We start from the raw sequence: 21,677 nt of genomic DNA on the forward strand, positions 1-21,677 counted from the left end.
GGCGTATTTCTCCAGTCGGCCTGTATTTCGGGACCTGCCGAGTTTTTCGCGCAAGCCTGGCTTCACCCGCTTTATCCACTCCTGTCGCCGTGGGGCGTTTTGTCTCCGCATTTGCGGTTGGCGAAGCCGCTCGCCTCCATTATCTACGCTGTCACGACACTCTATGCTTTGACGCCAGAGCCTAGATAATCAGCCAGGAAAGAGGATGTCATGACCGAGTTGACCCGCGAGCAGGTTCTGGACGCACTTGGACGCGTCCGCGGTCCCGATCTCGATCGCAGCATCGTCGAGTTGAAGATGGTTTCGGATGTCTTCATTTCCGATGGCAAGGTCTATTTTTCGATCACCGTGCCGGCCGAACAGGCCGAGGCGCTGGAACCCTTGCGCCAGGCGGCAGAACGCACGGTCAAGGCCATTCCGGGCGTCAAGTCGGTTTTGGCCAGCCTGACGGCAGAGCGCAAGCAGGGTTCGGCGCCATCATCCCGTCCGCAGCCGGCGGCGGCCCCAACCCAGGGCCAGGGCCACAGTCATGGTCACGGCCATAGCCACGCTCAGCTGCAGCAGCCGCGTACCAAGGCCGGCGTGCCGGGCATCGATGCGATCATCGCCGTTGCCTCCGGCAAGGGCGGCGTCGGCAAGTCGACCACAGCGGTCAATCTGGCACTGGGTCTCAAGGCCAACGGATTGCGCGTCGGCATTCTCGACGCCGACGTCTATGGCCCGTCCATGCCGCGTCTGCTCGGCATTACGGGTCGTCCACAGCAGATCGAAAACCGCATCATCGTGCCCATGGAGAATTACGGTATCAAGGTCATGTCGATGGGTTTCCTCGTTGACGAAGGCACGGCGATGATCTGGCGTGGGCCGATGGTGCAATCGGCGCTGATGCAGATGTTGCGGGAAGTCGCCTGGGGTGACCTTGATGTTCTGGTCGTCGACATGCCGCCGGGCACGGGCGATGCGCAGTTGACCATGGCCCAGCAGGTCCCGCTGTCCGGTGCCGTCATCGTTTCGACACCGCAGGACCTTGCCCTGATCGATGCCCGCAAGGGGCTGAACATGTTCAACAAGGTCGAGGTTCCCGTACTCGGCATCGTCGAGAACATGAGCTATTTCATCGCGCCCGATACCGGCAATCGCTACGATATCTTCGGTCATGGCGGCGCCCGTGCCGAGGCCGAGAAGATCGGCGTGCCCTTCCTGGGCGAAGTGCCGCTGACGATCTCGATCCGCGAGACCTCGGATGCCGGAACACCGGTGGTCGTTTCCGATCCGGACGGGCCACAGGCTGCCGTCTATCGCCAGATCGCCGAAAAGGTTTGGAGCGAGGTCAAGGCCCATTCGGGTCGGACGGCGCCGGCCATCGTCTTCGAATAATCGCACCCACGGGGACGCGTTCAGCGCGTCCGCCTGGTTCTGCAGGTGCCTGTTTTCGCTGGATTGTGAGCCGATCGCGGGCCTCTGTTGGCTGCGGTTAGGGCGCATTGCAATAAAGAGCAGTGTCTCCGGCACAATACTGCAGTGCAAAATTCGACTTGCCTTTTTCTAGCCATTTGTGTTTGGGTCCGGCCAATTTGCCGCTCGTTGGCAGCCATGAAGGTAACCTTGTCTTGATCCGGGCCTATAGAACTGACGGCAGCGCAGAGGTGATCGGTCCCGATGACGCCACAGGTGATTTCGATGCGTCGATCATCTGGCTGGATCTGGTCTGCCCGACGAAGGAAGAAGAGCAGCAGGTCGAGAACCGGCTCGGAATTCCCCTGCCGACCCCTGAGGAATTGAAGGATATCGAACCTTCAAGCCGCCTCTATGTCGAGAATGGCGGGGTCTACATGACCGCCTCGCTGATCTACAAGGTCGAGACGGATCTGCCGCGGTTGACCGATGTGGCATTCATCCTGCATGGCAAGCGTCTCGTCACCATCCGCTATGCCGAGCCGAAATCCTTCGCGCTCTTCAGCGCCAGCCTGCTGCGCGCCAGCGAAAAGTGCCAGACCGGGACCATCTTGCTCGGGCGCCTGCTCGAAACTGTGGTTGACCGGACGGCCGAAGTGCTGGAAATTCTGGCGACCCGCCTGGATGCACTGTCCGTTTCCGTCTTTGTCGATCGCAAGGCGGCCAGACGCCGCCCGCCGCGCTTTCTGGAAGACAAGCTGCTCGATATCGCCAGCCACCACCAGCTGGTCAGCAAGACACGCGACAGTCTTATCTCGCTGTCGCGCCTGGTCACCTTCCTGCAGTCTCAGCAGGTTGTGCGGCACGAGGAGGAGGCGGTCGAGCTCTGTCTGGTCGTGGCGCGCGACGTCCAGTCGCTGGCCGAGCATGCAGCTTTTGTCAGCAACAACATCACCTTCATGCTGGATGCTTCGCTCGGCCTGATCAATGTCGAACAGAATGCGATCATCAAGATCTTCTCGATTGCTTCGGTGGTCTTCCTGCCGCCGACCCTGGTTGCCTCGATATACGGCATGAATTTTCATGTCATGCCGGAACTGGACTGGAACTACGGCTACGCATTGGCGCTTGTTGGCATGTTGATCTCTGCCGTCATTCCGTTTCTTTTCTTCCGCTGGAAAGGCTGGCTCTGAAGAGCCTGACATCTTATGGAACAAGACAAGACCCATTCTTCGGAAGGTCACAAGGGCGCGCGCGGAATGTTTTTCCTCGCGCTCGGCTCGGTCGGCGTCGTCTATGGCGATATCGGCACCAGCCCGCTCTATGCGTTTCGTGAAGCGCTGAAGCCGATCAGCGAAGGCGGCGTGACCCGTTTGGAAATCATCGGGCTGATCTCGCTGATGATCTGGGCGCTGACCATCATCGTCACGCTCAAATATGTGCTGTTCCTGCTACGCGCCGACAATGACGGCGAGGGCGGAACCCTGTCCCTGCTCGCCTTGCTGTCGAAGACCGCCAATGGCCACGGCCCGATCCTGATGGTGCTCGGTCTGATCGGCGCGGCGCTGTTCCTCGGCGATTCGATGATTACCCCGGCGCTTTCGGTACTGTCGGCGGTCGAGGGGCTCAAGCTCGTGGCGCCGGACCTGTCCGACTACATCGTGCCGATATCGGTGGCGATCCTGATCGGCGTCTTTGCCGTGCAATCGCATGGCACCGCGGCCGTTGCCCGTTTCTTCGGCCCGATCACGGCACTCTGGTTCCTGGTCATGGCGGCCGGCGGCGTCAATCACATCTTCGATGACCTCGGCATTCTCTCGGCCTTCAACCCCTGGCATGCGGCCAATTTCATGCTGCGCGAAGGTTTCCTCGGCATTGTCGTGCTCGGCGCCGTTTTCCTCACTGTCACCGGTGCGGAAGCGCTATATGCCGACCTCGGCCATTTTGGCCGCAAGCCCATTCAGTGGGCCTGGTTCGTGCTGGTCTTCCCGTCGCTGGTCCTCAACTATCTCGGCCAGGGCGCGCTGGTGCTGCACAATCCCGACGCCATGGAAAACCCGTTTTATCTGATGTTTCCGCAATGGGCGCTGTTGCCGGTCGTCATTCTGGCGACCTTCGCCACCATCATCGCCAGCCAGGCCGTGATCACCGGCGCCTTCTCGCTGGTGCGCCAGGCGATCCATCTCGGCTTCCTGCCGCGCATGCAGATCCTGTTCACCTCGGAAACCCATACCGGCCAGATCTATCTGCCCTCGGTCAACGCGCTGCTGCTGGTCGGCGTTCTGGCGCTGGTACTGCTGTTTGAAAGCTCCGAGGCACTGGCCACCGCCTATGGCATCTCGGTCACCGGCGCCATGGTGGTCACCACGATCATGGCCTTCGAATTTGTCCGCAAGCGCTGGAACTGGAGCGTGACGACGGCCGTGGCCGCGCTGTTGCCGCTTCTTGCGCTGGAACTGGTCTTCCTGGGTGCAAACCTCCTGAAGATCCATGACGGCGGCTATATCCCGGTTCTGTTTGCCGCCGTCTTCACCGTCATCATGTGGACATGGCGTCGCGGCAACGGCATCCTGTTTGCCAAGACCCGCCACACCGATGTGCCCCTGGCGCCGTTCATCGCCTCGATCGAGCGCAAGAGCGATCATGCACCGGCGAATGTTCCGGGCACCGCGATCTTCCTGACCAGCGATGCCGAAACCGCGCCGGCCGCACTGTTGCACAATCTCAAGCACAATCATGTTTTGCACGAGCGCAACATCATCCTGACGATCAAGACGATCGGCCGGCCGCGCGCCACCGCCGACGAGCGGTTTGTCATCGAGCAATTGTCGGAGCGCTTTTCCCGCGTCGAAATCCGCTTCGGCTTCATGGAAAACCAGAATGTCTCGAAGGCCCTGGCCAACCTGCGCCGCTGCGGATTGAAGTTCGACATCATGTCGACCTCTTTCTATCTCGGCCGGCGCAAGCTGGTGCCGGATGCAAAATCCGGCATGCCCTATTGGCAGGACCGGCTTTATATCTCGCTTGCCAATGCGGCAGCCGACCCGTCGGACTATTTCCGCCTGCCAGCCAACCGCGTGGTCGAACTGGGCTCGCACGTCATCATCTGATCCCGTTGCGCGATGACGCATTCAAAGGCCACCGGATGATCCCGGTGGCCTTTTTGCGTTCCTGCAGCCGGGGTTTCATCGCCCATTGCAGTCGGCGTTAACCATGCATCAAGGTTAATGAGAGATGTTTTTCTAATGTATCTCGCGTCCTTGTGCTGGAGTTCGGTTTGCGTTCCTCATTTCGCCCTTCCAAGAAGGTCTTCTCCCGGCTGGAGACCTGGACCTCGCCTCTGCTCTTCGGCCTTGTCTCCTGGCTCGCTTTCCCGACAATTGCCGCCCAGGCGGATATGGCCGGCCTTCTGGCCGGCAGCGATCGCGGCGCCAGCAACTGGCGCATGGTGCTGACTTCGTCGCCGGCAGGTTCCATCCACCAGGCCGAACTGGCATTTTCTGCCGATGAAACATCGTCTGCTCTGTCCAATGACACCGGCCTAGTGCTGCCCGATGGCCGTCGTATCGCCTTTGACGGCGGCAAGCAGACCGCCGATCCGCTGCCGGACGAAATGCGCGTCACCCGCGACCTGAAGAAGGGCAGGGTGATTGCCGTCGAGCAGATGCTGCCCCCACGCGCCTTTTCGGCGGGTTCCATATTGAAGCGCACCAGTTCGCTCTTCGACCCCAGGGACCGCGCGACCGAGCGCACCGCCTTTGCCCGCGAAAAAACCGAGGCCAAGCCTGTCGAACTCGCAAGCTTCTATTTCAAGCGCAAGGAGCAGCCGGTCGACCCGGCACTGCCGTCCATGCTGGCCGGACTGGTCACCAACCGCAATCCGGATGTCCTGGCGACCGCCTATGCATCGCCGGCGCCCGACTATGCCAGCGTTTCGCCATTCGATGCGATCCTGACGGAAAAGCAGATGGCGCGTGGTCGCTTCACGCCCGAGATCGGCCCGCAGGATCACGCATGGGCCGCAACCGCATTGCCGGCCGGGGTGTTTTCCGACAAGGAGCAGAAATGCCTCGCCGAAGGCATCTATTTCGAAGCCCGTGGCGAATCGGTCAAGGGCCAGGCGGCCGTCGCTCAGGTCATCCTTAACCGCGTCCGCAATCCGCACTATCCCGCGACGATCTGCGGTGTCGTCTATCAGAACGAGGATTGGCGCAACCGCTGCCAGTTTTCCTTTGCCTGCGACCGCATTCCCGACCGGGTGAACTCGCCTTCCCATTGGCGCACGGCCAAGGAAATCGCCATGGCGGTCACCGCTGGCAAGATCTGGTTCAAGGAGGTCGGATCGGCCACCCACTACCACGCCACCTATGTAAAGCCGGACTGGGGCCCGACGATGAAGCGGGTCGATACGATCGGCAAGCATATCTTCTACCGCACCTATGGCGGTGGCTGGAGCTGACACGCCCAGGATATCAGCACCGGCAGGTGCTGGACTGGGATTGCGGCAGAGGTTCGCGGACTTTGGCGCGGACCGCACACAATTTCGATTTTCGCTGACTTGCTTGTGCCGCAATGTGGCATGGCGGAGCATCGATTATGGCAGATTCTCTCCACACATCGCGACCAAGTGACACGATTTGGTGTCTGTCATGTGAGTTGAATCGACAATATTTGACTAACCTACTGAATTTTATAGGTTAATTTGTCGTGAAACTTGACCCCCATATGCCTTGACTATGCAGGTCCTCAAAATTATGGTGCGGCCGACTTCAAAGCGGGCCACAAGGGTTTCTATCCTGCCGTTTCTGCATTCAAATCGGGTGTAAAATATGCCCTGTGAGATACGGATAGGGACGGGAGGAAGCCATGACGGATAATCGGGAAGAAGGTCTGGAAGAGCGTCGCCGGAGGCTGGCTGCCGAATTGGCTGTCCGGGACACCAAGGCGAAGAGCGAGGAAAGCGCGGAGATCAACGCAGAAGAAACCCGCAAGGGTTACGGAATGGCGATGAAGATCTCGAGCGAATTCATCTCCGCCATCGTTGTTGGCGCATTTCTGGGCTATCTTTTTGACCGCTTTGTCGGTACGGCGCCCTGGGGCATGATTGTATTGCTGCTCATCGGGTTCTGTGCCGGCGTGTTGAACGTCATGCGTGTCGTTGGGATTGTGGCTTCGCCCCATCCGGCCGATCGCAAGATGGACCTGAAAGACAAAGGCGACGGTCGCTGAGGCGATCCGAGCACGACGATAAGATATCCGCTTCGGCGGCAAAACGCGAAAGAGCAGAACGTGGCCAACGATCCTACTCATCAGTTTCTGATCCAGAAGATTGTTCCGATCGAAGTGGGCGGGATTGATTTTTCGTTTACCAATGCCTCGCTGTTCATGGTTGCAACCGTCGCAACCGCTTCAAGCTTCCTCTATTTCTCGACATCGAACCGCGGTCTCATTCCGACCCGCATGCAGTCTGTCGCTGAAATGGCCTATGAATTCATCGCATCGATGCTGCGCGAAGGCGCCGGCAGCCATGGCATGAAGTTCTTCCCGATGGTGTTTTCGCTGTTCATGTTCGTGCTGACGGCCAACCTGCTCGGCATGTTCCCGTACTTCTTCACCATCACCAGCCAGATCATCGTCACCTTCGCTCTGGCGCTGTTCGTCATCCTGACCGTGCTGGTCTATGGTTTCTACAAGCATGGCCTGAAGTTCCTGGGCATCTTTGCGCCGTCCGGCGTGCCGATTGCTCTCCTGCCGCTGGTTTCCACGATCGAGGTTGTTTCCTTCCTCTCGCGTCCGATCAGCCTCTCCGTCCGTCTGTTCGCCAACATGCTCGCCGGTCACATCACGCTCAAGGTCTTTGCCGGCTTTGTCGCGTCGATGAGTGCCATGGGCGCGGTCGGTGTCGGCGGCGCAATTCTGCCCCTTTTGATGACGGTCGCCATGACCGGTCTCGAATTTCTCGTTGCCTTCCTGCAGGCCTACGTCTTCGCGGTACTCACTTGCATGTACCTGAACGACGCAGTGCACGGCGGTCACTGAGAATATAGTCGCTGGCCCTGGCGCAACCGGGGCCAAAACAGCCGCAACAACCATTTCGAAGGAGTATCCATATGGAAGCGGAAGCAGCAAAGTACATCGGCGCAGGTCTCGCATGCCTCGGCATGGCTGGTACGTCCCTCGCACTCGGCCGTATCTTCGGTGATTACCTCTCCGGCGCACTGCGCAACCCGTCTGCCGCTGACAGCCAGTTCGGCCGTCTGGTATTCGGCTTCGCCGTTACGGAAGCTCTGGGCATCTTCTCGCTGCTCATCGCTCTCCTCCTCCTGTTCGCTGTCTAATAGACGGTTGGAGATTGGGATCACGGCGTGCCTTTCGCGGCAGCCGTGATCTCGTGCATTTGTGAATACACCTGGAGGTGAGCATGTTTGTGACCCCCGCCTATGCCGAGGAAGCGCCGGCAGAGGGCACTGTCCATACCGAGACCGGCGTTCCGAATACGGAACATGCCAGCGGTGTGTTCCCGCCGTTCGATTCGTCCACCTATGCCTCACAGCTGTTGTGGCTGGTGATCACGTTCGGCATCTTCTACATGCTCATGCAGAAGGTCATCGTGCCGCGCGTTGGCGGTATCCTGGAAAACCGCCACGACCGCATTGCGCAGGATCTCGACGAGGCAGCCCGCTTCAAGTCGGAAGCCGACGCTGCGATTGAAACTTACGAACGCGAGCTGAGCGCGGCCAAGGCGAAAGCCGGTCAGATTGCATCAGCTGCGCGCGACGAAGCCAAGGTCAAGGCCGACGCGGAACGCGCCGCCATCGAAGCGGATCTCGCCGCCAAGATCGCCGCTGCCGAAGTCCGCATTGGCGAGATCAAGGCCAAGGCATTTGCCGAGGTCGACACGATTGCAATCGACACGGTCGGTTCGATCGTCGAACAGCTGATCGGTACCAAGGCGACCGCCGCTGACATCAAGGCTGCCGTTTCCGGCGCCGCCAAGCAGGGAGCGTGATCGCCATGCATCTCGACGCAACATTTTTTGCCCTGGTCGGTCTGGTTCTCTTCTTCGTCCTGCTCGCCTACCTGAAGGTTCCGGGCATGATGGCCAAGGGGCTTGACGAGCGCGCTGACAAGATCCGCGACGAACTGGCGGAAGCCAAGCGCCTGCGCGAAGAGGCCCAGCACCTGCTGGCCGAATACCAGCGCAAGCGCAAGGAAGCGGAAGCAGAGGCAGCCGGCATCGTTGCCGCCGCCGAACGCGAAGCCGCTGCCCTGACCGCCGAAGCCCGGCAGAAGACCGAGGAATTCATTGCACGCCGCAATGCGCTCTCGGAGCAGAAGATCAAGCAGGCCGAGACCGAAGCGGTCAACGCCGTGCGCGTGGCAGCCGTCGATCTGGCAATTGCTGCGGCTGAAAAGGTTCTGGCCAAGAAAACCGATGGCGCCGTTCAGGACAACCTGTTCAAGAACGCTGTCGGCGAGGTCAAGTCCCGCCTGAACTGATCAGACGATCAGCGACAGAATTGAAAAAGCCGGGCATGTCCCGGCTTTTTTGTTGCCTGCGCTATGGGTTGCTCCCGAGGCTGAGATGGGGCCGAGACGGCGCAAGGCGGATGGAACAAGAGGGATGGCGCCGGGCGGATGGGGCCAGATGGAAGGGGCGGGCCGATTGAGACACACTGGAGCGCCGTGTCAGTCGGTGGTGACGTCGACTTGCCGCAGCGGCCGAAAGCTCATCCGGTGCAGCGGGCAGGGGCCATGGATGACGATCGCGCCCCGATGCATGGCCGTGCCATAGCCGGCATGCTGTGCGAACCCGTAGTGAGGATAGAGCAGCCCGGCCCGTGCCATCATCCGGTCCCGCATGACCTTGGCAAGGATCGATGCTGCGGCGATCGACACAGAGCGTGCATCGCCCTTGACCACGGCCGTGCCGGAACAGGAAAGTCCCTCCGGAACGTCCTTGCCGTCGGCCAGCACATGCATGGCGCTCAATTCAAGCCCGGCAACGGCACGCCGCATGGCGTCGAGGCTCGCCTTGCGGATATCGCGTGCGTCGATATGGCGGGGTGACGAAGAGGCGATCGAGACAGTGGCAGTGGCAAGGATCTCGTCATACAGCCGCTCGCGCTGGGCCGCGGACAGTTTCTTCGAATCGTTCAGTCCGTCTGGGATGCGCTTCGGGTCGAGGATGACCGCCGCTGCCACCACAGGCCCCGCCAGCGGCCCGCGACCGGCTTCGTCGGTTCCGGCAACAGGCCAGAGCCCGCGCCGCCTGGTGCGGCTCTCGATCGAAAAATCAGGAGCCAGCGGCGGATCGGGAAACAGGCTGGGAGAATCGGGTGGCGTGCGCGTTTTCATGCGGCAGAAATCGCACGCGCACCCGATCTCCTGCAAGCCCCTGGTCCCTTCCTCTCGTTGGACGCGAGAACAAGGGGCGGCTGACCAGGGACACATCCGGCGCGAGGCGGCGGATAACCGCGCCGGAAGACGAAACCCGGCCTGGACCGGGAGGCGCAATGTCGAGGCGGTGCCAGCCGCCCGGACATCACGATAGGGATCCTGCGCCTTGGTGCGGCGCAAGTTTCACAGCAGCGACAGCTGCACGCCATGGCTGTTCGGCGACAGGAACAGATCCTCACGCAGATGCAGGCTGCGGCGGGTCAGGCCAAGACGCTTGGTTGCCATCTCGAAGCGGCGGCTGATCTGCCAGGCATAGGGACCGGCCCCCTTCATCCTTTTTCCGAATTCGGCATCGTAGTCCTTGCCGTCGCGCATCGAGCGGACCAGCGACATCACATGCCGATAGCGGTCCGGATAATGCTGCAGCAACCAGTCGCGAAACAGCGGGCTGACCTCGAGCGGCAGGCGCAGCAGCACATAGCTGGCCTCCGTCGCGCCGGCCGCCTTGCCGCTGTCGAGAATGCGTTCGATCTCATGGTCGTTCAGCGCCGGAATGACCGGCCCGAGCATCACGGCAACCGGGATGCCAGCCTCCGACAGCCCCTTAATCGTCTCCAGTCGCCGTGACGGCGTGGCCGCGCGCGGCTCCATCAGCCGGGCGAGCTTGCGATCGAGCGTCGTCACCGAAATGCCGACCTTGGCAAGACCGCGCTCCGCCATCGACTTCAGGATGTCCACGTCGCGCAGCACCAGCGCCGACTTGGTGACGATCACCACAGGATGATTGGCCTTGTCGAGCACTTCGAGGATCTGGCGCATGATCCGCCATTCCCGCTCGATCGGCTGATAGGGATCGGTATTGGTGCCGATCGCGATCGGCCGTGGCTTGTAGCCCGGCTTCGACAATTCCCGTTCCAGAAGCTTCGGCGCATCCGGCTTGGCAAACAGCCTGGCCTCGAAGTCGAGACCGGCCGAAAGCCCCATATAGCTGTGTGTCGGGCGGGCGAAGCAGTAGATGCAGCCATGTTCGCAGCCACGGTAAGGATTGACCGAGCGGTCGAAGGGAATGTCCGGCGATTCGTTGCGGGTGATGATGGTTCGCGGCTTCTCGACCTGCACTTCCGTCTTGAACGGCGGCATGTCCTCGAGGCTCTGCCAGCCGTCGTCGAAGGCAACACGTTCGGTCGGCTCGAAACGTCCGCCCGGATTGAGCGTCGCGCCGCGACCACGACGCCGGTCGATCTCGATCCGGAGCCCGGAAGAGGTCATCACCGCATCGGCAATATCTGCCGTATTGCCAGGCTGAAAGGCAGCCCGGCCCACAAGAGACAGCTCGTTCATGTTTAGCTCCTCGCGGGGTCAATCAGTCCCGCCGAATGACTATATTCCTACCACCAACAATGAGAACAATGCAAGAACAAAATAGAAAATTGGCCAATCGCAAAGCTGTGGCAAATCTTTGTGCAATGCGATAGAGATAGGCAATGTTGACAGTGATCATGGAATGCCGCGATCAGGAGCCAGAGCTCGCTCAGACGCTGTCGGTTCTTGTAGCCGGCGCCGTGGAAGGGCTTGTGAGCGATGTTATTGTCCTGGACCATGGCTCCAAGGACGGCTCGTCCTTCGTGGCGGATGCCGCAGGCTGCCGCTTTTATCAGCAATGGGACATGAAAGAATTGCTCGGCTCGGTGCGCGGCGAGTGGCTGCTTCTGGTCGAGCCTGGCGCCCGGTTGACCCAGGGCTGGATCGACGAGGTCGCCGAATATGTCGCCCTCAACAAGGTGCCCGCTCGTTTTTCCGAATCGCGCGCCTATCGGCTACCGTTCTATCGGCGTTTGACCCGGTCACGCCCGCCGCTCGAAAATGGCCTCCTGCTGCCCAAGCGCCACGCACAGTCACTGGTCCGCTCGGGCATGGATCTTCAGCATCTGGCCCATGGCCAAAAACCGCGCCGGCTGGCCTCCGAGATCATCCCGTCCTGGGTTGCTCGCGAAGCCAGGCGCTGACAGCCGTCCGGCAACACTATTTGCCGCGCGTGAGGTGCTCGTCGAGCCGTGGCATGATCTCGACGAAATTGCACGGCATGTGCCGGTAGTCGAGCTGCAGCTTCAGGATCCCGTCCCAGGCATCCTTGCAGGCGCCGGGCGATCCCGGCAGCACGAAGATGAAGGTCGCATTGGCGACCCCGCCGGTTGCCCGCGACTGGATGGTCGAGGTGCCGATCTTGTCATAGGAAATCCGGTGGAAGACCTCGGAAAAGCCGTCCATGCGTTTTTCGAACAAGGGTTCCAGCGCTTCGGGTGTCACGTCGCGACCGGTAAAGCCCGTACCGCCGGTGGTGATCACCACATCGATGGCGTCATCTTTGGTCCAGGCCTGAACCTGGTCGAAGATCGCCGCCTTGTCGTCCTGGACGATGGCGCGGGCGACGAGCGTGTGACCAGCCTCCGCGATCCGGGCGACCAGCGTGTCGCCGGAGCGGTCGTCTTCCAGGCGCCGTGTGTCCGAGACCGTGAGCACGGCAATGCCCACCGGAATGAAGGGGCGGCTTTCGTCGATCCGGCTCATGCGTCTTCTCCTTGCTCGCGCTCATGGGCAACCGTGCGGGTCAGAAGCACATACCATTGCGGCCGATAGGTCGATAACGCCAGTGCCGCCTTCAGCGCCGCCGCCTCGCTTTCGTAGAGGCCGAAGCAGGTGGCACCCGATCCCGACATGCCGGCAAAGGCCGCAAGGCTCTCGCGCAACAGGCCACAGGCCTCGGCGATTTCGGGCACAAGCGTTTCGGCCGGTGGCTGCAGGTCGTTGCGAAGCTGTGCGAAGGCCGCGCGCCATGCTTCTGCATCGGGTGCTGTGGGCAGGTCCGCCATCGGCGCATTGTCGCGTCGCTCCAGCCGGCGAAAGATCTCCGGCGTCGAGACAGGCATCAGCGGATTGAGCAGCACCATGGGAAAGGAGGGGAGGGCGACCGGCGTGATCGCCTCGCCAATGCCCTGGGCCCTGAGGGGGGCCGAGCGAAGGCACATCGGCACATCGGCGCCGAGCGACAGCGCAAGCTCTGCGAGCGCGTCGGCGGGCAGGTCCGCCTGCCAGAGCCGCATCAGCCCGCGCAGCGTTGCCGCCGCATCGGCCGAGCCGCCGCCGATCCCGGCCGCAACTGGCAGGTTCTTTTCGAGCGTGATGGAGACGGGCGACCAGTGCTGCCCATGCTGATCAAGAACGGCGCGCAAACGGTCGCGTGCCTTGAGAACGAGATTGTCCTCGGGCTTAGCCGGGCCAAGCGAGAGGCTGCGGGCAAAGGGCCCAGCCAGTGTCAGGCTGTCGGCCTCCGCCGGCCGGAAGGTCAACTCGTCACCGTCTTCGGCAAAAGTCACCAGGCTGTCGAGCAGATGATAGCCATCCGCCCGGCGCCCGGTTACATGCAGCGCGAGATTGACCTTGGCGCGCGCGGTCTCCTCGACCGGGGCTCTCGCCTGATCGTCGAGACCATTCATCGGGTCAGGTCTTCTTGTCGTCTTTCTTCGGCGCGTCCACCGGCTTCGGATCGATCTTGGCGGCGTCGGCTTCGACCGGCGGCATGCCCTTGTCGATCTTCGCCTGGATCTTCGGCACTTCGGCCTCTTCCGGTTCGGAGGCAAGCGCGCGTTTCCACTGATAAGTGGCCTCGAGCTTGCGGCCGACACGCCAATAGGCGTCGCCCAGATGGTCGTTGATCGTTGCGTCGCCGGCGCGAAGCTCGGCTGCACGCTCCAGTTCGGCCACCGAGTCTTCGAAACGTCCGAGGCGGTAGTAAGCCCAGCCGAGCGAATCGACGATGTAGCCGTCATCGGGCCGCAGATCGACGGCCTTTTTGATCATCTCCAGGCCTTCCTGGAGATTGCGGTTCATATCGACCCACGAATAGCCGAGATAATTGAGAACTTGCGGCTGTTCCGGATTGAGTTCCAGCGCCTTGCGGAAGTCGGGCTCGGCTTTGTCCCACTTCTTCAGCCGCTCATTGGCAATGCCGCGCTGGAAGAAGATCGACCAGTGGTTCTTGGCTGGCGATTGACCGATAACTTCGACGGCCTTGTCATAATTGGTCGCCATGGCCGCATAGTCCTTGGCTTCCGACAGGACGCTGCCATAGGCCAGATAGCTGCGCACATCCTTCGGGTCGGAGGCAATCAGCCCTTGCAGGTGTGTGCGAGCGTCATCAACCTTGCCGGTCTCTGCCAGCGTCAGGCCGAGCTGCAATTCGGAAATCCGCCGCATCGGCGAAGTTTCCGGCACTTGGCGGTAGAATTCGATCGCCTTTTCCGGCTGCTTGGCGTTTTCGGCAATGCCGCCGAGCAGGACCAGCGTATCGGCCGCATCCTTGTCCAGCGCATGCGACAGCTGCAGATAAAGCATCACCGTGTCTTCGGCGCCTTCACGGTTGAGCGCGCCACCGATGGAAAACAGCACGCCGGCTGCACCCTGCGCCGCAGTCTCGACCATCGGCTTCGGCTTGCCGCCGGCTTCGATCTCGTCGCGCAATGCTTTGAACGGTGCGTAATTGTTGATCAGCTCGTCACCGGCTGCCAGGGCATCCAGTGCCTTCTGCCTGTTGCCGGCATTGGCTTCGAGCGTCGCCAGCGCAATCACGGCCCGGGCAAAGGTATCCGGTGCGGTCGCGCCGCCGCTGCGGTCGATCAACGTATCCGTCAGCGCCTTGCGGGCTGCATCGTCATCGCCGGTCAGCGCGGCGATGACGCCGACATTATAGTTGCGGAAGATCGCATACCAGCTGGGGCCTTTCAGACCCTTGACCAGATCGAGCGCTTCCTTGCCCTTGCCTTCGCCGACCTTGGTCCAGGCCACCAGCAATTCGTTCATCAGCCGGTCGAGGTCGTTCGGTCCCTCGTACTTGAAGGTCTTGAGCGCATCGTCGTAGCGTCCGTCACGGATCGCCTGGAATCCAAGCGCGACAGAGGTCACCCGTTCGACGGCCGGATCGTTTTCCAGTTCCTTGGCGAGCGTGGCGCCTTCGTCGAAGTCGCCGTTCATGATCAGGGCGATCATCAGCCGTTGCTGGATATCCAGCTCGTCGGGCGAAAGTTCGAGTGCCTTCTTGTAGAGGCGGATGGCATTGGCGTAGTCGCGGTCGGCTTCGGCAGTCCGGGCGGCCAGGAAGGCGCCGGCAAAGCTGTCCACGCTTTCAAGGTCGAAACTCTCAGTTTCTGCGGGCTTTTCGGGCGACGCCGCGGAAGCAATCGGGGCTTGGAAGACGCTGAGAAGCAGCGCCAGGGCAGTGCCGGCGAGAAAACGAGTGGCGGGACTTTGCCGCATGAACGAGCCTTTCAAGAACCGATAAAGTGCGCAGGTCGTTCTTATATGGGAACGAAGCGCGATGATTCACCCATAGAATGGCTTTTTTGAAGCAGGCCCGCAAGGCAATCGGGCTGTCCGCAACAATTGACTGCGTCAGTTCACCCGGGCGATGCAGAAGTCGATCACGTCGTTGAGCGCGTCTTTCCACGGCGTCTCCGGCAGGGGTGCCAGCGCATCGCGGGCGATCGTGCCGTAATGCTGTGCCCGCTGGATCGTTTCGCTCAGTGCACCATAGCGGCTGATCAGCCCCAGAGCCTTTTCGAGCCGGGTGTCGTCGTTCTGCCCACCTTCGATGGATTCGCGCCAGAAGTCGCGCTCGACCGCCGTTCCGCGCCGGTAGGACAGGATCACCGGCAGGGTGATCTTGCCTTCGCGGAAATCGTCGCCGACATTCTTGCCGAGATCGGCAGCCTTGCCGCCGTAATCCAGCGCGTCGTCGACCAGCTGAAAGGCGAGGCCCAAGTTCATACCGTAGGATTTCAGCGCATTGCGTGTCGCCTTGTCGGTCTGGGCGACGATCGGCCCAACTTCGGCAGCCGCTGCAAACAGCGCAGCCGTCTTGGCCCGGATCACCGACATATAGTCGTCTTCGGTGGTCTCCATGTTCTTGGCGACGGACAGCTGCAGCACTTCGCCTTCGGCAATAACCGAGGCCGCGGTCGACAGCACGTCGAGCGCATCGAGCGAGCCGACATCAACCATCATCCGGAAAGCCTGGCCGAGCAGGAAATCGCCGACGAGAACGCTGGCCTGATTGCCCCAGATGGTGCGCGCCGTCGATTTGCCGCGCCTGAGATCGCTTTCGTCGACCACGTCGTCATGCAAAAGCGTCGCCGTGTGCATGAATTCGACGGCGGTCGCCAGCTTGATGTGGTGATCGCCCTCGTAGCCGAACATCGATGCAGTCGCCAAAGTCAGCATCGGCCGCAGCCGCTTGCCGCCCGACGAAATCAGGTGGTTAGCGACTTCCGGGATCATCTGGACATCCGAGCCCGCCTTCGACAGGATCAGCTGGTTCACCCGTTCCATGCCGCTTTTGGTCAGGTCCACCAAGGGCTTGATGGAAGCCTGTTTGTTTTTGTTTTCCTCAAGCGGTATGACTACGCCCAACGCACCGGACTCCTGTTCAATTCTGCCTCGACAATAAAAAGCCGAGGCACCCACGGCAAGGGGCGAATTGTCCCGGAACGGTAAAGAAGAAGGTTTTCTGGGTAAAATGCACGAGATCATCCGTTCGAACGACATTGTCCTTCTCTCCTTTGCCGAAAGTCTGATGCGCGATGCCGGGATCTCCGTGATGATAGCCGATCAGCAGATGAGTATTCTTGAAGGGTCGCTGGGCATGCTGCAGCGCAGGCTGCTCGTCGATTCAGACGAGGTCGATCAGGCGCGCCGGATCCTCACCGATGCGGGCCTTGCGGCCGAATTGCGAGACGACGAGGCCTGAAGCCCGATGTCGCCCCAGCCGGTCGCCGAAACCATCGATGCCTTTCACCGAGGCCGTTTCCATCTGGTCCAGCCGCACGGCCGTGGCCATCGCGCTGGCATGGATGCCATGCTGCTTGCATCCCTGGTGATGCAGGACGGGGCGTTTCGTGTGGCGGATCTGGGAGCGGGGGCAGGCGCCGCCGGATTTGCCGTGGCCTCGCGCCTGCCGGATGCCGAGGTGGTGCTCGTCGAACGTTCGCCGGACATGGCGGAATTTGCACGCAAAAGTCTCGCGCTCGCTGAAAATGCGCCATTTTCCAGCCGCATCGCGGTTCTCGAAACGGACGTCACTTTGACCGGCCGAGCCCGGTTTGCCGCTGGCCTTGGCGATTACAGCTTCCACCATGTGATCATGAACCCACCGTTCAACGATGCCAGCGATCGCCGCACGCCGGACATCTTGAAGGCCGAGGCCCATGCGATGACCGAAAACCTTTTCGAAAGCTGGATACGAACCGCTGGCGCCATCGCCATGCCTGGGGGGCAATTGTCGCTGATTGCCAGACCCCAGTCGATCGCCGAGATTATTGCCGCCTGTGGCCGTCGCTTCGGCGGCGTCGAGATAACTGCCATCCATCCGCGGCCGGGCGAGAACGCGACGCGCATTCTGGTGACCGCGATCAAGGGATCGCGGGCGCGTCTGCAATTCCGGGCGCCGCTTTTGATGCACGACCGCGAAGACAGTCATGCTTTCGCTCCTCTGGTCGATGATCTGAACAACGGTCGTGTCGGCTACGCGCGCCTGCGCTGATCGCGCATCGCCCGAATTTTGCATGCAGCCATTGCGTTTGGGGGCCGGCGTCTTACATCACGATAAGGTTTTGACACGTAGGAGGATAGTGCGTCCATGGCAGATTTTTTGAAGCGGCTGGTGCCGAAACGCTTCCGCAAGCAGGGAACCGTTATTCCGGTCGTGCGTCTGCATGGTGCAATCATGAGCGGTGGCTCCAAGTTCCGGCCTGCGCTCAATCTTGCCAGTGTCGGGCCGCAGCTGGAAAAGGCCTTCGCCATGAAGGACAGTCCGGCCGTGGCCCTGTCGATCAATTCTCCCGGCGGTTCGCCGGTCCAGTCGCGCATGATCTTTGATCGTATCCGGGCCCTTGCCGAAGAGAAGAACAAGCGCGTGCTCGTCTTCGTCGAGGATGTGGCAGCGTCGGGCGGTTATATGCTCGCCATTGCCGGCGATGAGATCATTGTCGATGCGACCTCGATTGTCGGCTCCATCGGTGTGGTGTCCGGCGGCTTCGGTTTCCCGGAGCTTTTGAAGAAGATCGGTGTCGAGCGCCGCGTCTATACCGCCGGCGAAAACAAGGCGATCCTCGATCCCTTCCAGCCGGAAAAGGAAGGCGACATCGAATATTTGAAGACCCTGCAGTTGGAGATCCACGAGGTCTTTATCGATATGGTCAAGGCCCGTCGCGGCGTGCTTCTCGCCGAGGATCCGACTTTGTTTTCCGGCCTGTTCTGGACAGGCCGTCGCGGCGTCGAACTTGGCCTTGTCGATCGGCTCGGTAATATGCGCCAGGAAATCAAGACGCGGTATGGCAAGGATGCCAGGCTTGAATTGATCAGCGGCGCCAAGAGCCTGTTCGGCAAGCGTGTGACGGGCGTCGATGCCTTCGGTCCCATCGACCAGATTGCTGCACAAGCCGTGTCGGGACTTGCCGACACGCTGGAGGAAAAGGCATTGTGGTCGCGCTATGGTCTCTGACCTCGGCACGGCATGGTTAGGACGCGACGGGGCGAGGGGATATGGCGCAACTGATATTTTTCGGCCTGCTGTTCGGCGGCGGCTGGCTGCTCTACCGCAAATTTGTCAGCGATGCGGAAAAGCTCGCAAACAAGTCTCGTGCGGCCGAGAAAGAGCGCGAGACCGGCGCCATCGGAACGCTGATCCAGGACAAGGAAACCGGTGAATACCGGGTGCGGCGCGACGACGAATAGCCTTGCTCTGCGAGAGAGGTGCCTGCTTTCTACTTTGGTCTGGAGGAGTACCGATGGCAGATGAAGCGCAATCCGATGATGTAGCCGTGCGTCAGGCACGTGATCATTGGAACAATGTCTATCATCACAAGGCTGAAAACGAAGTCAGTTGGTATGAGGAGCGTCCCGATCTTTCCCTGTCGCTGTTGCGCTCGGCTGGCATCGGGCTGGGTGCGGCCGTCGTTGATGTCGGCGGTGGCGCCTCTGCGCTGGTCGATGCCCTGATCGGTGCCGGACAGGCCCATGTCACGGTACTTGACCTGTCTACGGCCGCGCTCGCTCGCGCCCGACAGCGCCTGTCAGGTGCGAGCGGGGTCGACTGGGTCGTCGCCGACGTGCGTGCCTGGACACCTGCGCGCCAATTCGATGCCTGGCACGACAGGGCCGCATTCCATTTCCTGACCGAAATCAGCGATCAGAACGCCTATGTCGCCGTTTTGAAATCGGCACTGTCGGCCGGGGGCGTGGCGGTCATCGGTACCTTTGCGCCGGACGGGCCGGAAAAATGCAGCGGTTTGCCGGTCGCCCGTCACGACTGCACCAGCTTGCAACGGTTGCTCGGTCCCGATTTTGATCTGCTCGGCAGTATCAGCCATGAGCATCATACGCCCTGGGGATCGGTGCAGAGATTTCAGTTCAGTACATTCCATTGGCGTAGCGCGCTTTGATGTCGCGCATTTCGCGTCTGCCCGGCGTCTTGAGTTGCCGTGTGTTTCGCCCTATTTTGAATATCGATTGATCAATAAGCCATGCGCGGAATTGAGGGGGTTGTTCTGCCGCCTGGTGACGATGGCCTCGAAGGGGTAGCATTATTCGTACGCAGGATTTCCTCAACATTGGCGGAGAGGCTGCAATTGAAATTTGCGGTTTTGATTGGGCCTCGACCGAGTTGGGGCCGATCGAAAATTGGCCACAGTCGCTGAAATCGACGCTCCGCCTGGTTCTCTCCTCGCGCCAGCCCATGTGCTTCTGGTGGGGCGACGACCTGCTGCAGTTTCACAATGATGCCTATCTGCCAATGCTGGGCAAGGGTCAGCTCGCCATCGGCATGCCCTTCAAGGAGCTTTGGTCGGATGTCTGGGAAGACGTCCTTCCTTTTGTGCGCAGTGCGCTGGCTGGCAAGGGCACCTGGATGGAAAACCTGCCGCTGACCATGACCCGCAACGGTTATGAGGAGCAGACCTATTTTACCTTTTCCTACAGCCCGCTCTACGACGATACTGGCGATATCCGCGGCATCTTGAATGTCGTTACGGAAACGACACAGGCCATGCAGGATCGCGTAGCCCTCGAACGGGCCTATGCCGATGCGACGAGCTATATCCTCGAGCGCGAAAAGCACGAGGAGGAACTCAAGCTCCTCAATCGCGAGCTTGCGCACCGGATGAAGAACACCCTGGCTATGGTCCAGTCGATCGTCAGCCAGACCCTGCGCGGCGCCTCGTCCCTGTCGGACGCCGCCTCGACAATATCCGCCCGCATCCAGACGCTTGCCAAGGCGCAGGATCTGCTTACCGGCATGAGTGTGACGGCAGCCGAGGTGTCGGCGATCGCCAATGCCGCCGTCGCGCCGCACAGCGACAGCGAGATACGCTTCCATATGCAGGGTCCGAATGTATTCCTGTCGGCGCAACAGGCGCTTGGCCTGTCGCTTGCCATCCACGAGCTTGCGACCAACGCGACCAAATATGGCGCCCTGTCCCTGCCTGGCGGGCGTGTCGATGTCAGCTGGGCCCGGCAAGGCAGCGAGGGCTTTTCCTTTGACTGGCGCGAAAGCGGCGGTCCACCGGTCAGCGAACCGACCCGCCGTGGCTTCGGCTCAAGGCTGACAGAGCGCGTTGTCTCGGACCTGTTCAAGGGCGAGGCGAAGATCCGCTTCTTGCCGGATGGCGTGATCTTCTCGCTGAGCGGCCGGTTGAACCAGATCGCCGATCTGGATCGCTAGAATGCGAGCGCGCCTATCGCTGAGCCCGCAATCATTCGCACATGCTTGACCCGTCCGCCCCGTCGTGGCACCAGACGGACCACGCATTTCAAGCCAAGTTTTGGACGATATCCCATGACCACGTCTCTCGCCCCGCATATGGACCCGAAGCGCTCTTTCCAGGCGCTGATCCTGACATTGCACGCCTATTGGGCCGACAAGGGCTGCGCCGTCCTGCAGCCCTATGACATGGAAGTGGGCGCCGGCACCTTCCATCCGGCAACCACCCTGCGCGCGCTTGGCCCCAAGCCATGGAAGGCCGCCTATGTGCAGCCCTCGCGCCGTCCCTCCGACGGTCGTTACGGCGAAAATCCCAATCGCATGCAGCACTATTACCAGTATCAGGTCATCCTGAAGCCGAACCCGTCCAACCTGCAGGAGCTGTATCTCGGCTCTCTCAAGGCAATCGGCCTCGATCCGTTGCTGCATGACGTGCGCTTCGTCGAGGACGACTGGGAAAGCCCGACGCTCGGCGCCTGGGGTCTCGGCTGGGAATGCTGGTGCGATGGCATGGAAGTTTCGCAGTTCACCTACTTCCAGGCCGTCTGCGGTATCGACGTCTCGCCGGTCGCCGGCGAACTGACCTATGGCCTCGAACGCCTCGCGATGTATGTCCAGGGCGTCGACAATGTCTACGACCTGAACTTCAATGGCCGCGAAGGCGAAGAGAAGATCTCCTACGGCGACGTCTTCCTGCAGGCCGAGCAGGAATATTCCCGCCACAACTTCGAATTTGCCAATACCGAGATGCTGCATCGCCACTTCATCGATGCCGAGACCGAATGCAAGGCGCTTCTCGCCGCCGGCGCTCCGTCGGACAACGACAACCAGCGCCTGCACAAATGCGTCTTCCCGGCATACGATCAGTGCATCAAGGCAAGTCATGTCTTCAACCTGCTTGATGCCCGCGGCGTGATCTCGGTCACCGAGCGCCAAAGCTACATCTTGCGCGTGCGCACGCTCGCCAAGGCCTGCGGCGAGGCGTTTTTGCTGACCGATGCCGGGGGTGTGAATTTCGGCAAGGCGGCCTGACGCCAGGCCACGCCTGACTAAGATTGCCCGCATCGCCGAACCC

At 61.1% G+C, this 21,677-nt stretch carries 23 protein-coding genes; 17 read left to right on the forward strand and 6 right to left on the reverse strand.

The features are described from left to right. The first annotated feature begins 210 nt into the window (after positions 1–210). From apbC to PDO_RS03070, 9 genes are all read left to right on the forward strand, one after another. Entirely contained in the window at positions 211–1,377 is a 1,167-nt protein-coding gene (gene apbC, locus PDO_RS03030) for an iron-sulfur cluster carrier protein ApbC (protein ID WP_007597634.1), read from the forward strand. 233 nt (positions 1,378–1,610) lie between these two features. Next, positions 1,611–2,588: a magnesium transporter CorA family protein gene (locus tag PDO_RS03035; protein ID WP_007597636.1), complete on the forward strand. Its 978-nt coding sequence runs from the start codon at positions 1,611–1,613 to the stop codon at positions 2,586–2,588. 15 nt (positions 2,589–2,603) lie between these two features. Beyond that, positions 2,604–4,505, forward strand: coding sequence for a potassium transporter Kup (locus tag PDO_RS03040; RefSeq protein ID WP_007597646.1), 1,902 nt, complete (start codon positions 2,604–2,606; stop codon positions 4,503–4,505). A 167-nt stretch (positions 4,506–4,672) separates the two neighbouring features. Then, complete coding sequence (locus tag PDO_RS03045; RefSeq protein WP_007597647.1) at positions 4,673–5,854, forward strand: cell wall hydrolase; 1,182 nt, start codon at positions 4,673–4,675, stop codon at positions 5,852–5,854. 407 nt (positions 5,855–6,261) lie between these two features. Further along, the gene (locus PDO_RS03050; RefSeq protein ID WP_007597648.1) at positions 6,262–6,624 is read left to right on the forward strand and encodes an AtpZ/AtpI family protein; all 363 of its coding nucleotides are present in this window, start codon (positions 6,262–6,264) and stop codon (positions 6,622–6,624) included. A 60-nt stretch (positions 6,625–6,684) separates the two neighbouring features. Then, positions 6,685–7,434 (forward strand): F0F1 ATP synthase subunit A, encoded by a 750-nt coding sequence (locus tag PDO_RS03055; RefSeq protein WP_007597649.1) that lies wholly within the window; start codon positions 6,685–6,687, stop codon positions 7,432–7,434. A gap of 71 nt (positions 7,435–7,505) precedes the next feature. Continuing rightward, complete coding sequence (locus tag PDO_RS03060) at positions 7,506–7,733, forward strand: F0F1 ATP synthase subunit C (RefSeq protein WP_007597650.1); 228 nt, start codon at positions 7,506–7,508, stop codon at positions 7,731–7,733. Between the two features lie 83 nt (positions 7,734–7,816). Next, positions 7,817–8,404 (forward strand): F0F1 ATP synthase subunit B, encoded by a 588-nt coding sequence (locus tag PDO_RS03065; RefSeq protein ID WP_007597651.1) that lies wholly within the window; start codon positions 7,817–7,819, stop codon positions 8,402–8,404. Positions 8,405–8,409: 5 nt separating this feature from the next. Beyond that, positions 8,410–8,895 carry a F0F1 ATP synthase subunit B gene (locus PDO_RS03070; protein ID WP_007597653.1) on the forward strand — a complete coding sequence of 162 codons (486 nt, stop codon included), beginning with the start codon at positions 8,410–8,412 and terminating at the stop codon, positions 8,893–8,895. A 189-nt stretch (positions 8,896–9,084) separates the two neighbouring features. Here PDO_RS03070 and PDO_RS03075 read toward each other — a convergent pair whose 3' ends face one another. Both PDO_RS03075 and PDO_RS03080 read right to left on the reverse strand, forming a co-directional pair. After that, on the reverse strand, positions 9,085–9,753 hold the full coding sequence (locus PDO_RS03075; RefSeq protein WP_037072471.1) for a ribonuclease HII: 669 nt from the start codon (positions 9,751–9,753) through the stop codon (positions 9,085–9,087). Positions 9,754–9,978: 225 nt separating this feature from the next. Continuing rightward, positions 9,979–11,136: a PA0069 family radical SAM protein gene (locus PDO_RS03080; RefSeq protein WP_007597656.1), complete on the reverse strand. Its 1,158-nt coding sequence runs from the start codon at positions 11,134–11,136 to the stop codon at positions 9,979–9,981. Between the two features lie 143 nt (positions 11,137–11,279). On the opposite strand from PDO_RS03080, the gene PDO_RS03085 reads away from it, so the two are divergent. Next, positions 11,280–11,801, forward strand: a complete 522-nt coding sequence (locus PDO_RS03085) for a glycosyltransferase family protein (RefSeq protein WP_007597658.1) — start codon at positions 11,280–11,282, stop codon at positions 11,799–11,801. Between the two features lie 16 nt (positions 11,802–11,817). Here PDO_RS03085 and moaB read toward each other — a convergent pair whose 3' ends face one another. The 4 genes from moaB to PDO_RS03105 form a co-directional block, all read right to left on the reverse strand. Beyond that, positions 11,818–12,363, reverse strand: coding sequence for a molybdenum cofactor biosynthesis protein B (gene moaB / locus PDO_RS03090; protein ID WP_007597660.1), 546 nt, complete (start codon positions 12,361–12,363; stop codon positions 11,818–11,820). Beyond that, positions 12,360–13,289 (reverse strand): 4-(cytidine 5'-diphospho)-2-C-methyl-D-erythritol kinase, encoded by a 930-nt coding sequence (locus tag PDO_RS03095; protein WP_007597669.1) that lies wholly within the window; start codon positions 13,287–13,289, stop codon positions 12,360–12,362. Before PDO_RS03095 ends, moaB begins: the two co-directional genes overlap by 4 nt. A 4-nt stretch (positions 13,290–13,293) precedes the next feature. Next, a complete protein-coding gene (locus PDO_RS03100; RefSeq protein ID WP_007597671.1) occupies positions 13,294–15,105 on the reverse strand; it encodes a tetratricopeptide repeat protein in 1,812 nt (603 codons plus the stop codon). A 135-nt stretch (positions 15,106–15,240) separates the two neighbouring features. After that, on the reverse strand, positions 15,241–16,257 hold the full coding sequence (locus PDO_RS03105; protein WP_007597674.1) for a polyprenyl synthetase family protein: 1,017 nt from the start codon (positions 16,255–16,257) through the stop codon (positions 15,241–15,243). 106 nt (positions 16,258–16,363) lie between these two features. On the opposite strand from PDO_RS03105, the gene PDO_RS03110 reads away from it, so the two are divergent. From PDO_RS03110 to PDO_RS03140, 7 genes are all read left to right on the forward strand, one after another. Next, the gene (locus PDO_RS03110; protein WP_007597676.1) at positions 16,364–16,594 is read left to right on the forward strand and encodes a putative signal transducing protein; all 231 of its coding nucleotides are present in this window, start codon (positions 16,364–16,366) and stop codon (positions 16,592–16,594) included. Positions 16,595–16,600: 6 nt separating this feature from the next. Further along, entirely contained in the window at positions 16,601–17,386 is a 786-nt protein-coding gene (locus PDO_RS03115) for a tRNA1(Val) (adenine(37)-N6)-methyltransferase (protein ID WP_007597679.1), read from the forward strand. A 96-nt stretch (positions 17,387–17,482) separates the two neighbouring features. Further along, entirely contained in the window at positions 17,483–18,346 is an 864-nt protein-coding gene (locus PDO_RS03120) for a S49 family peptidase (RefSeq protein ID WP_007597681.1), read from the forward strand. A 41-nt stretch (positions 18,347–18,387) separates the two neighbouring features. After that, the gene (locus PDO_RS03125; protein ID WP_007597688.1) at positions 18,388–18,579 is read left to right on the forward strand and encodes a hypothetical protein; all 192 of its coding nucleotides are present in this window, start codon (positions 18,388–18,390) and stop codon (positions 18,577–18,579) included. Positions 18,580–18,632: 53 nt separating this feature from the next. After that, positions 18,633–19,286, forward strand: a complete 654-nt coding sequence (locus PDO_RS03130; RefSeq protein ID WP_007597690.1) for a class I SAM-dependent methyltransferase — start codon at positions 18,633–18,635, stop codon at positions 19,284–19,286. Between the two features lie 221 nt (positions 19,287–19,507). Continuing rightward, positions 19,508–20,563, forward strand: a complete 1,056-nt coding sequence (locus PDO_RS03135; RefSeq protein WP_244426331.1) for a PAS domain-containing sensor histidine kinase — start codon at positions 19,508–19,510, stop codon at positions 20,561–20,563. Between the two features lie 138 nt (positions 20,564–20,701). Further along, entirely contained in the window at positions 20,702–21,634 is a 933-nt protein-coding gene (locus PDO_RS03140) for a glycine--tRNA ligase subunit alpha (RefSeq protein ID WP_037072479.1), read from the forward strand. Positions 21,635–21,677: the final 43 nt, after the last annotated feature.

The organism is Rhizobium sp. PDO1-076 (assembly GCF_000247475.1).
In the GTDB taxonomy this organism is placed as follows: domain Bacteria; phylum Pseudomonadota; class Alphaproteobacteria; order Rhizobiales; family Rhizobiaceae; genus Allorhizobium.

Bases quoted from the DNA above. Each gene is read 5' to 3' on its own strand.
- PDO_RS03130 (WP_007597690.1), top strand. From the start codon at position 18,633: ATGGCAGATGAAGCGCAATCCGATGATGTAGCCGTGCGTCAGGCACGT.
- PDO_RS03110 (WP_007597676.1), top strand. From the start codon at position 16,364: ATGCACGAGATCATCCGTTCGAACGACATTGTCCTTCTCTCCTTTGCC.
- apbC (WP_007597634.1), top strand. From the start codon at position 211: ATGACCGAGTTGACCCGCGAGCAGGTTCTGGACGCACTTGGACGCGTC.
- PDO_RS03095 (WP_007597669.1), bottom strand. From the start codon at position 13,289: ATGAATGGTCTCGACGATCAGGCGAGAGCCCCGGTCGAGGAGACCGCG.
- PDO_RS03070 (WP_007597653.1), top strand. From the start codon at position 8,410: ATGCATCTCGACGCAACATTTTTTGCCCTGGTCGGTCTGGTTCTCTTC.
- PDO_RS03040 (WP_007597646.1), top strand. From the start codon at position 2,604: ATGGAACAAGACAAGACCCATTCTTCGGAAGGTCACAAGGGCGCGCGC.
- PDO_RS03065 (WP_007597651.1), top strand. From the start codon at position 7,817: ATGTTTGTGACCCCCGCCTATGCCGAGGAAGCGCCGGCAGAGGGCACT.
- PDO_RS03120 (WP_007597681.1), top strand. From the start codon at position 17,483: ATGGCAGATTTTTTGAAGCGGCTGGTGCCGAAACGCTTCCGCAAGCAG.
- PDO_RS03140 (WP_037072479.1), top strand. From the start codon at position 20,702: ATGGACCCGAAGCGCTCTTTCCAGGCGCTGATCCTGACATTGCACGCC.
- PDO_RS03050 (WP_007597648.1), top strand. From the start codon at position 6,262: ATGACGGATAATCGGGAAGAAGGTCTGGAAGAGCGTCGCCGGAGGCTG.
- PDO_RS03080 (WP_007597656.1), bottom strand. From the start codon at position 11,136: ATGAACGAGCTGTCTCTTGTGGGCCGGGCTGCCTTTCAGCCTGGCAAT.
- moaB (WP_007597660.1), bottom strand. From the start codon at position 12,363: ATGAGCCGGATCGACGAAAGCCGCCCCTTCATTCCGGTGGGCATTGCC.
- PDO_RS03125 (WP_007597688.1), top strand. From the start codon at position 18,388: ATGGCGCAACTGATATTTTTCGGCCTGCTGTTCGGCGGCGGCTGGCTG.
- PDO_RS03060 (WP_007597650.1), top strand. From the start codon at position 7,506: ATGGAAGCGGAAGCAGCAAAGTACATCGGCGCAGGTCTCGCATGCCTC.
- PDO_RS03115 (WP_007597679.1), top strand. From the start codon at position 16,601: ATGTCGCCCCAGCCGGTCGCCGAAACCATCGATGCCTTTCACCGAGGC.
- PDO_RS03085 (WP_007597658.1), top strand. From the start codon at position 11,280: ATGTTGACAGTGATCATGGAATGCCGCGATCAGGAGCCAGAGCTCGCT.
- PDO_RS03100 (WP_007597671.1), bottom strand. From the start codon at position 15,105: ATGCGGCAAAGTCCCGCCACTCGTTTTCTCGCCGGCACTGCCCTGGCG.
- PDO_RS03075 (WP_037072471.1), bottom strand. From the start codon at position 9,753: ATGAAAACGCGCACGCCACCCGATTCTCCCAGCCTGTTTCCCGATCCG.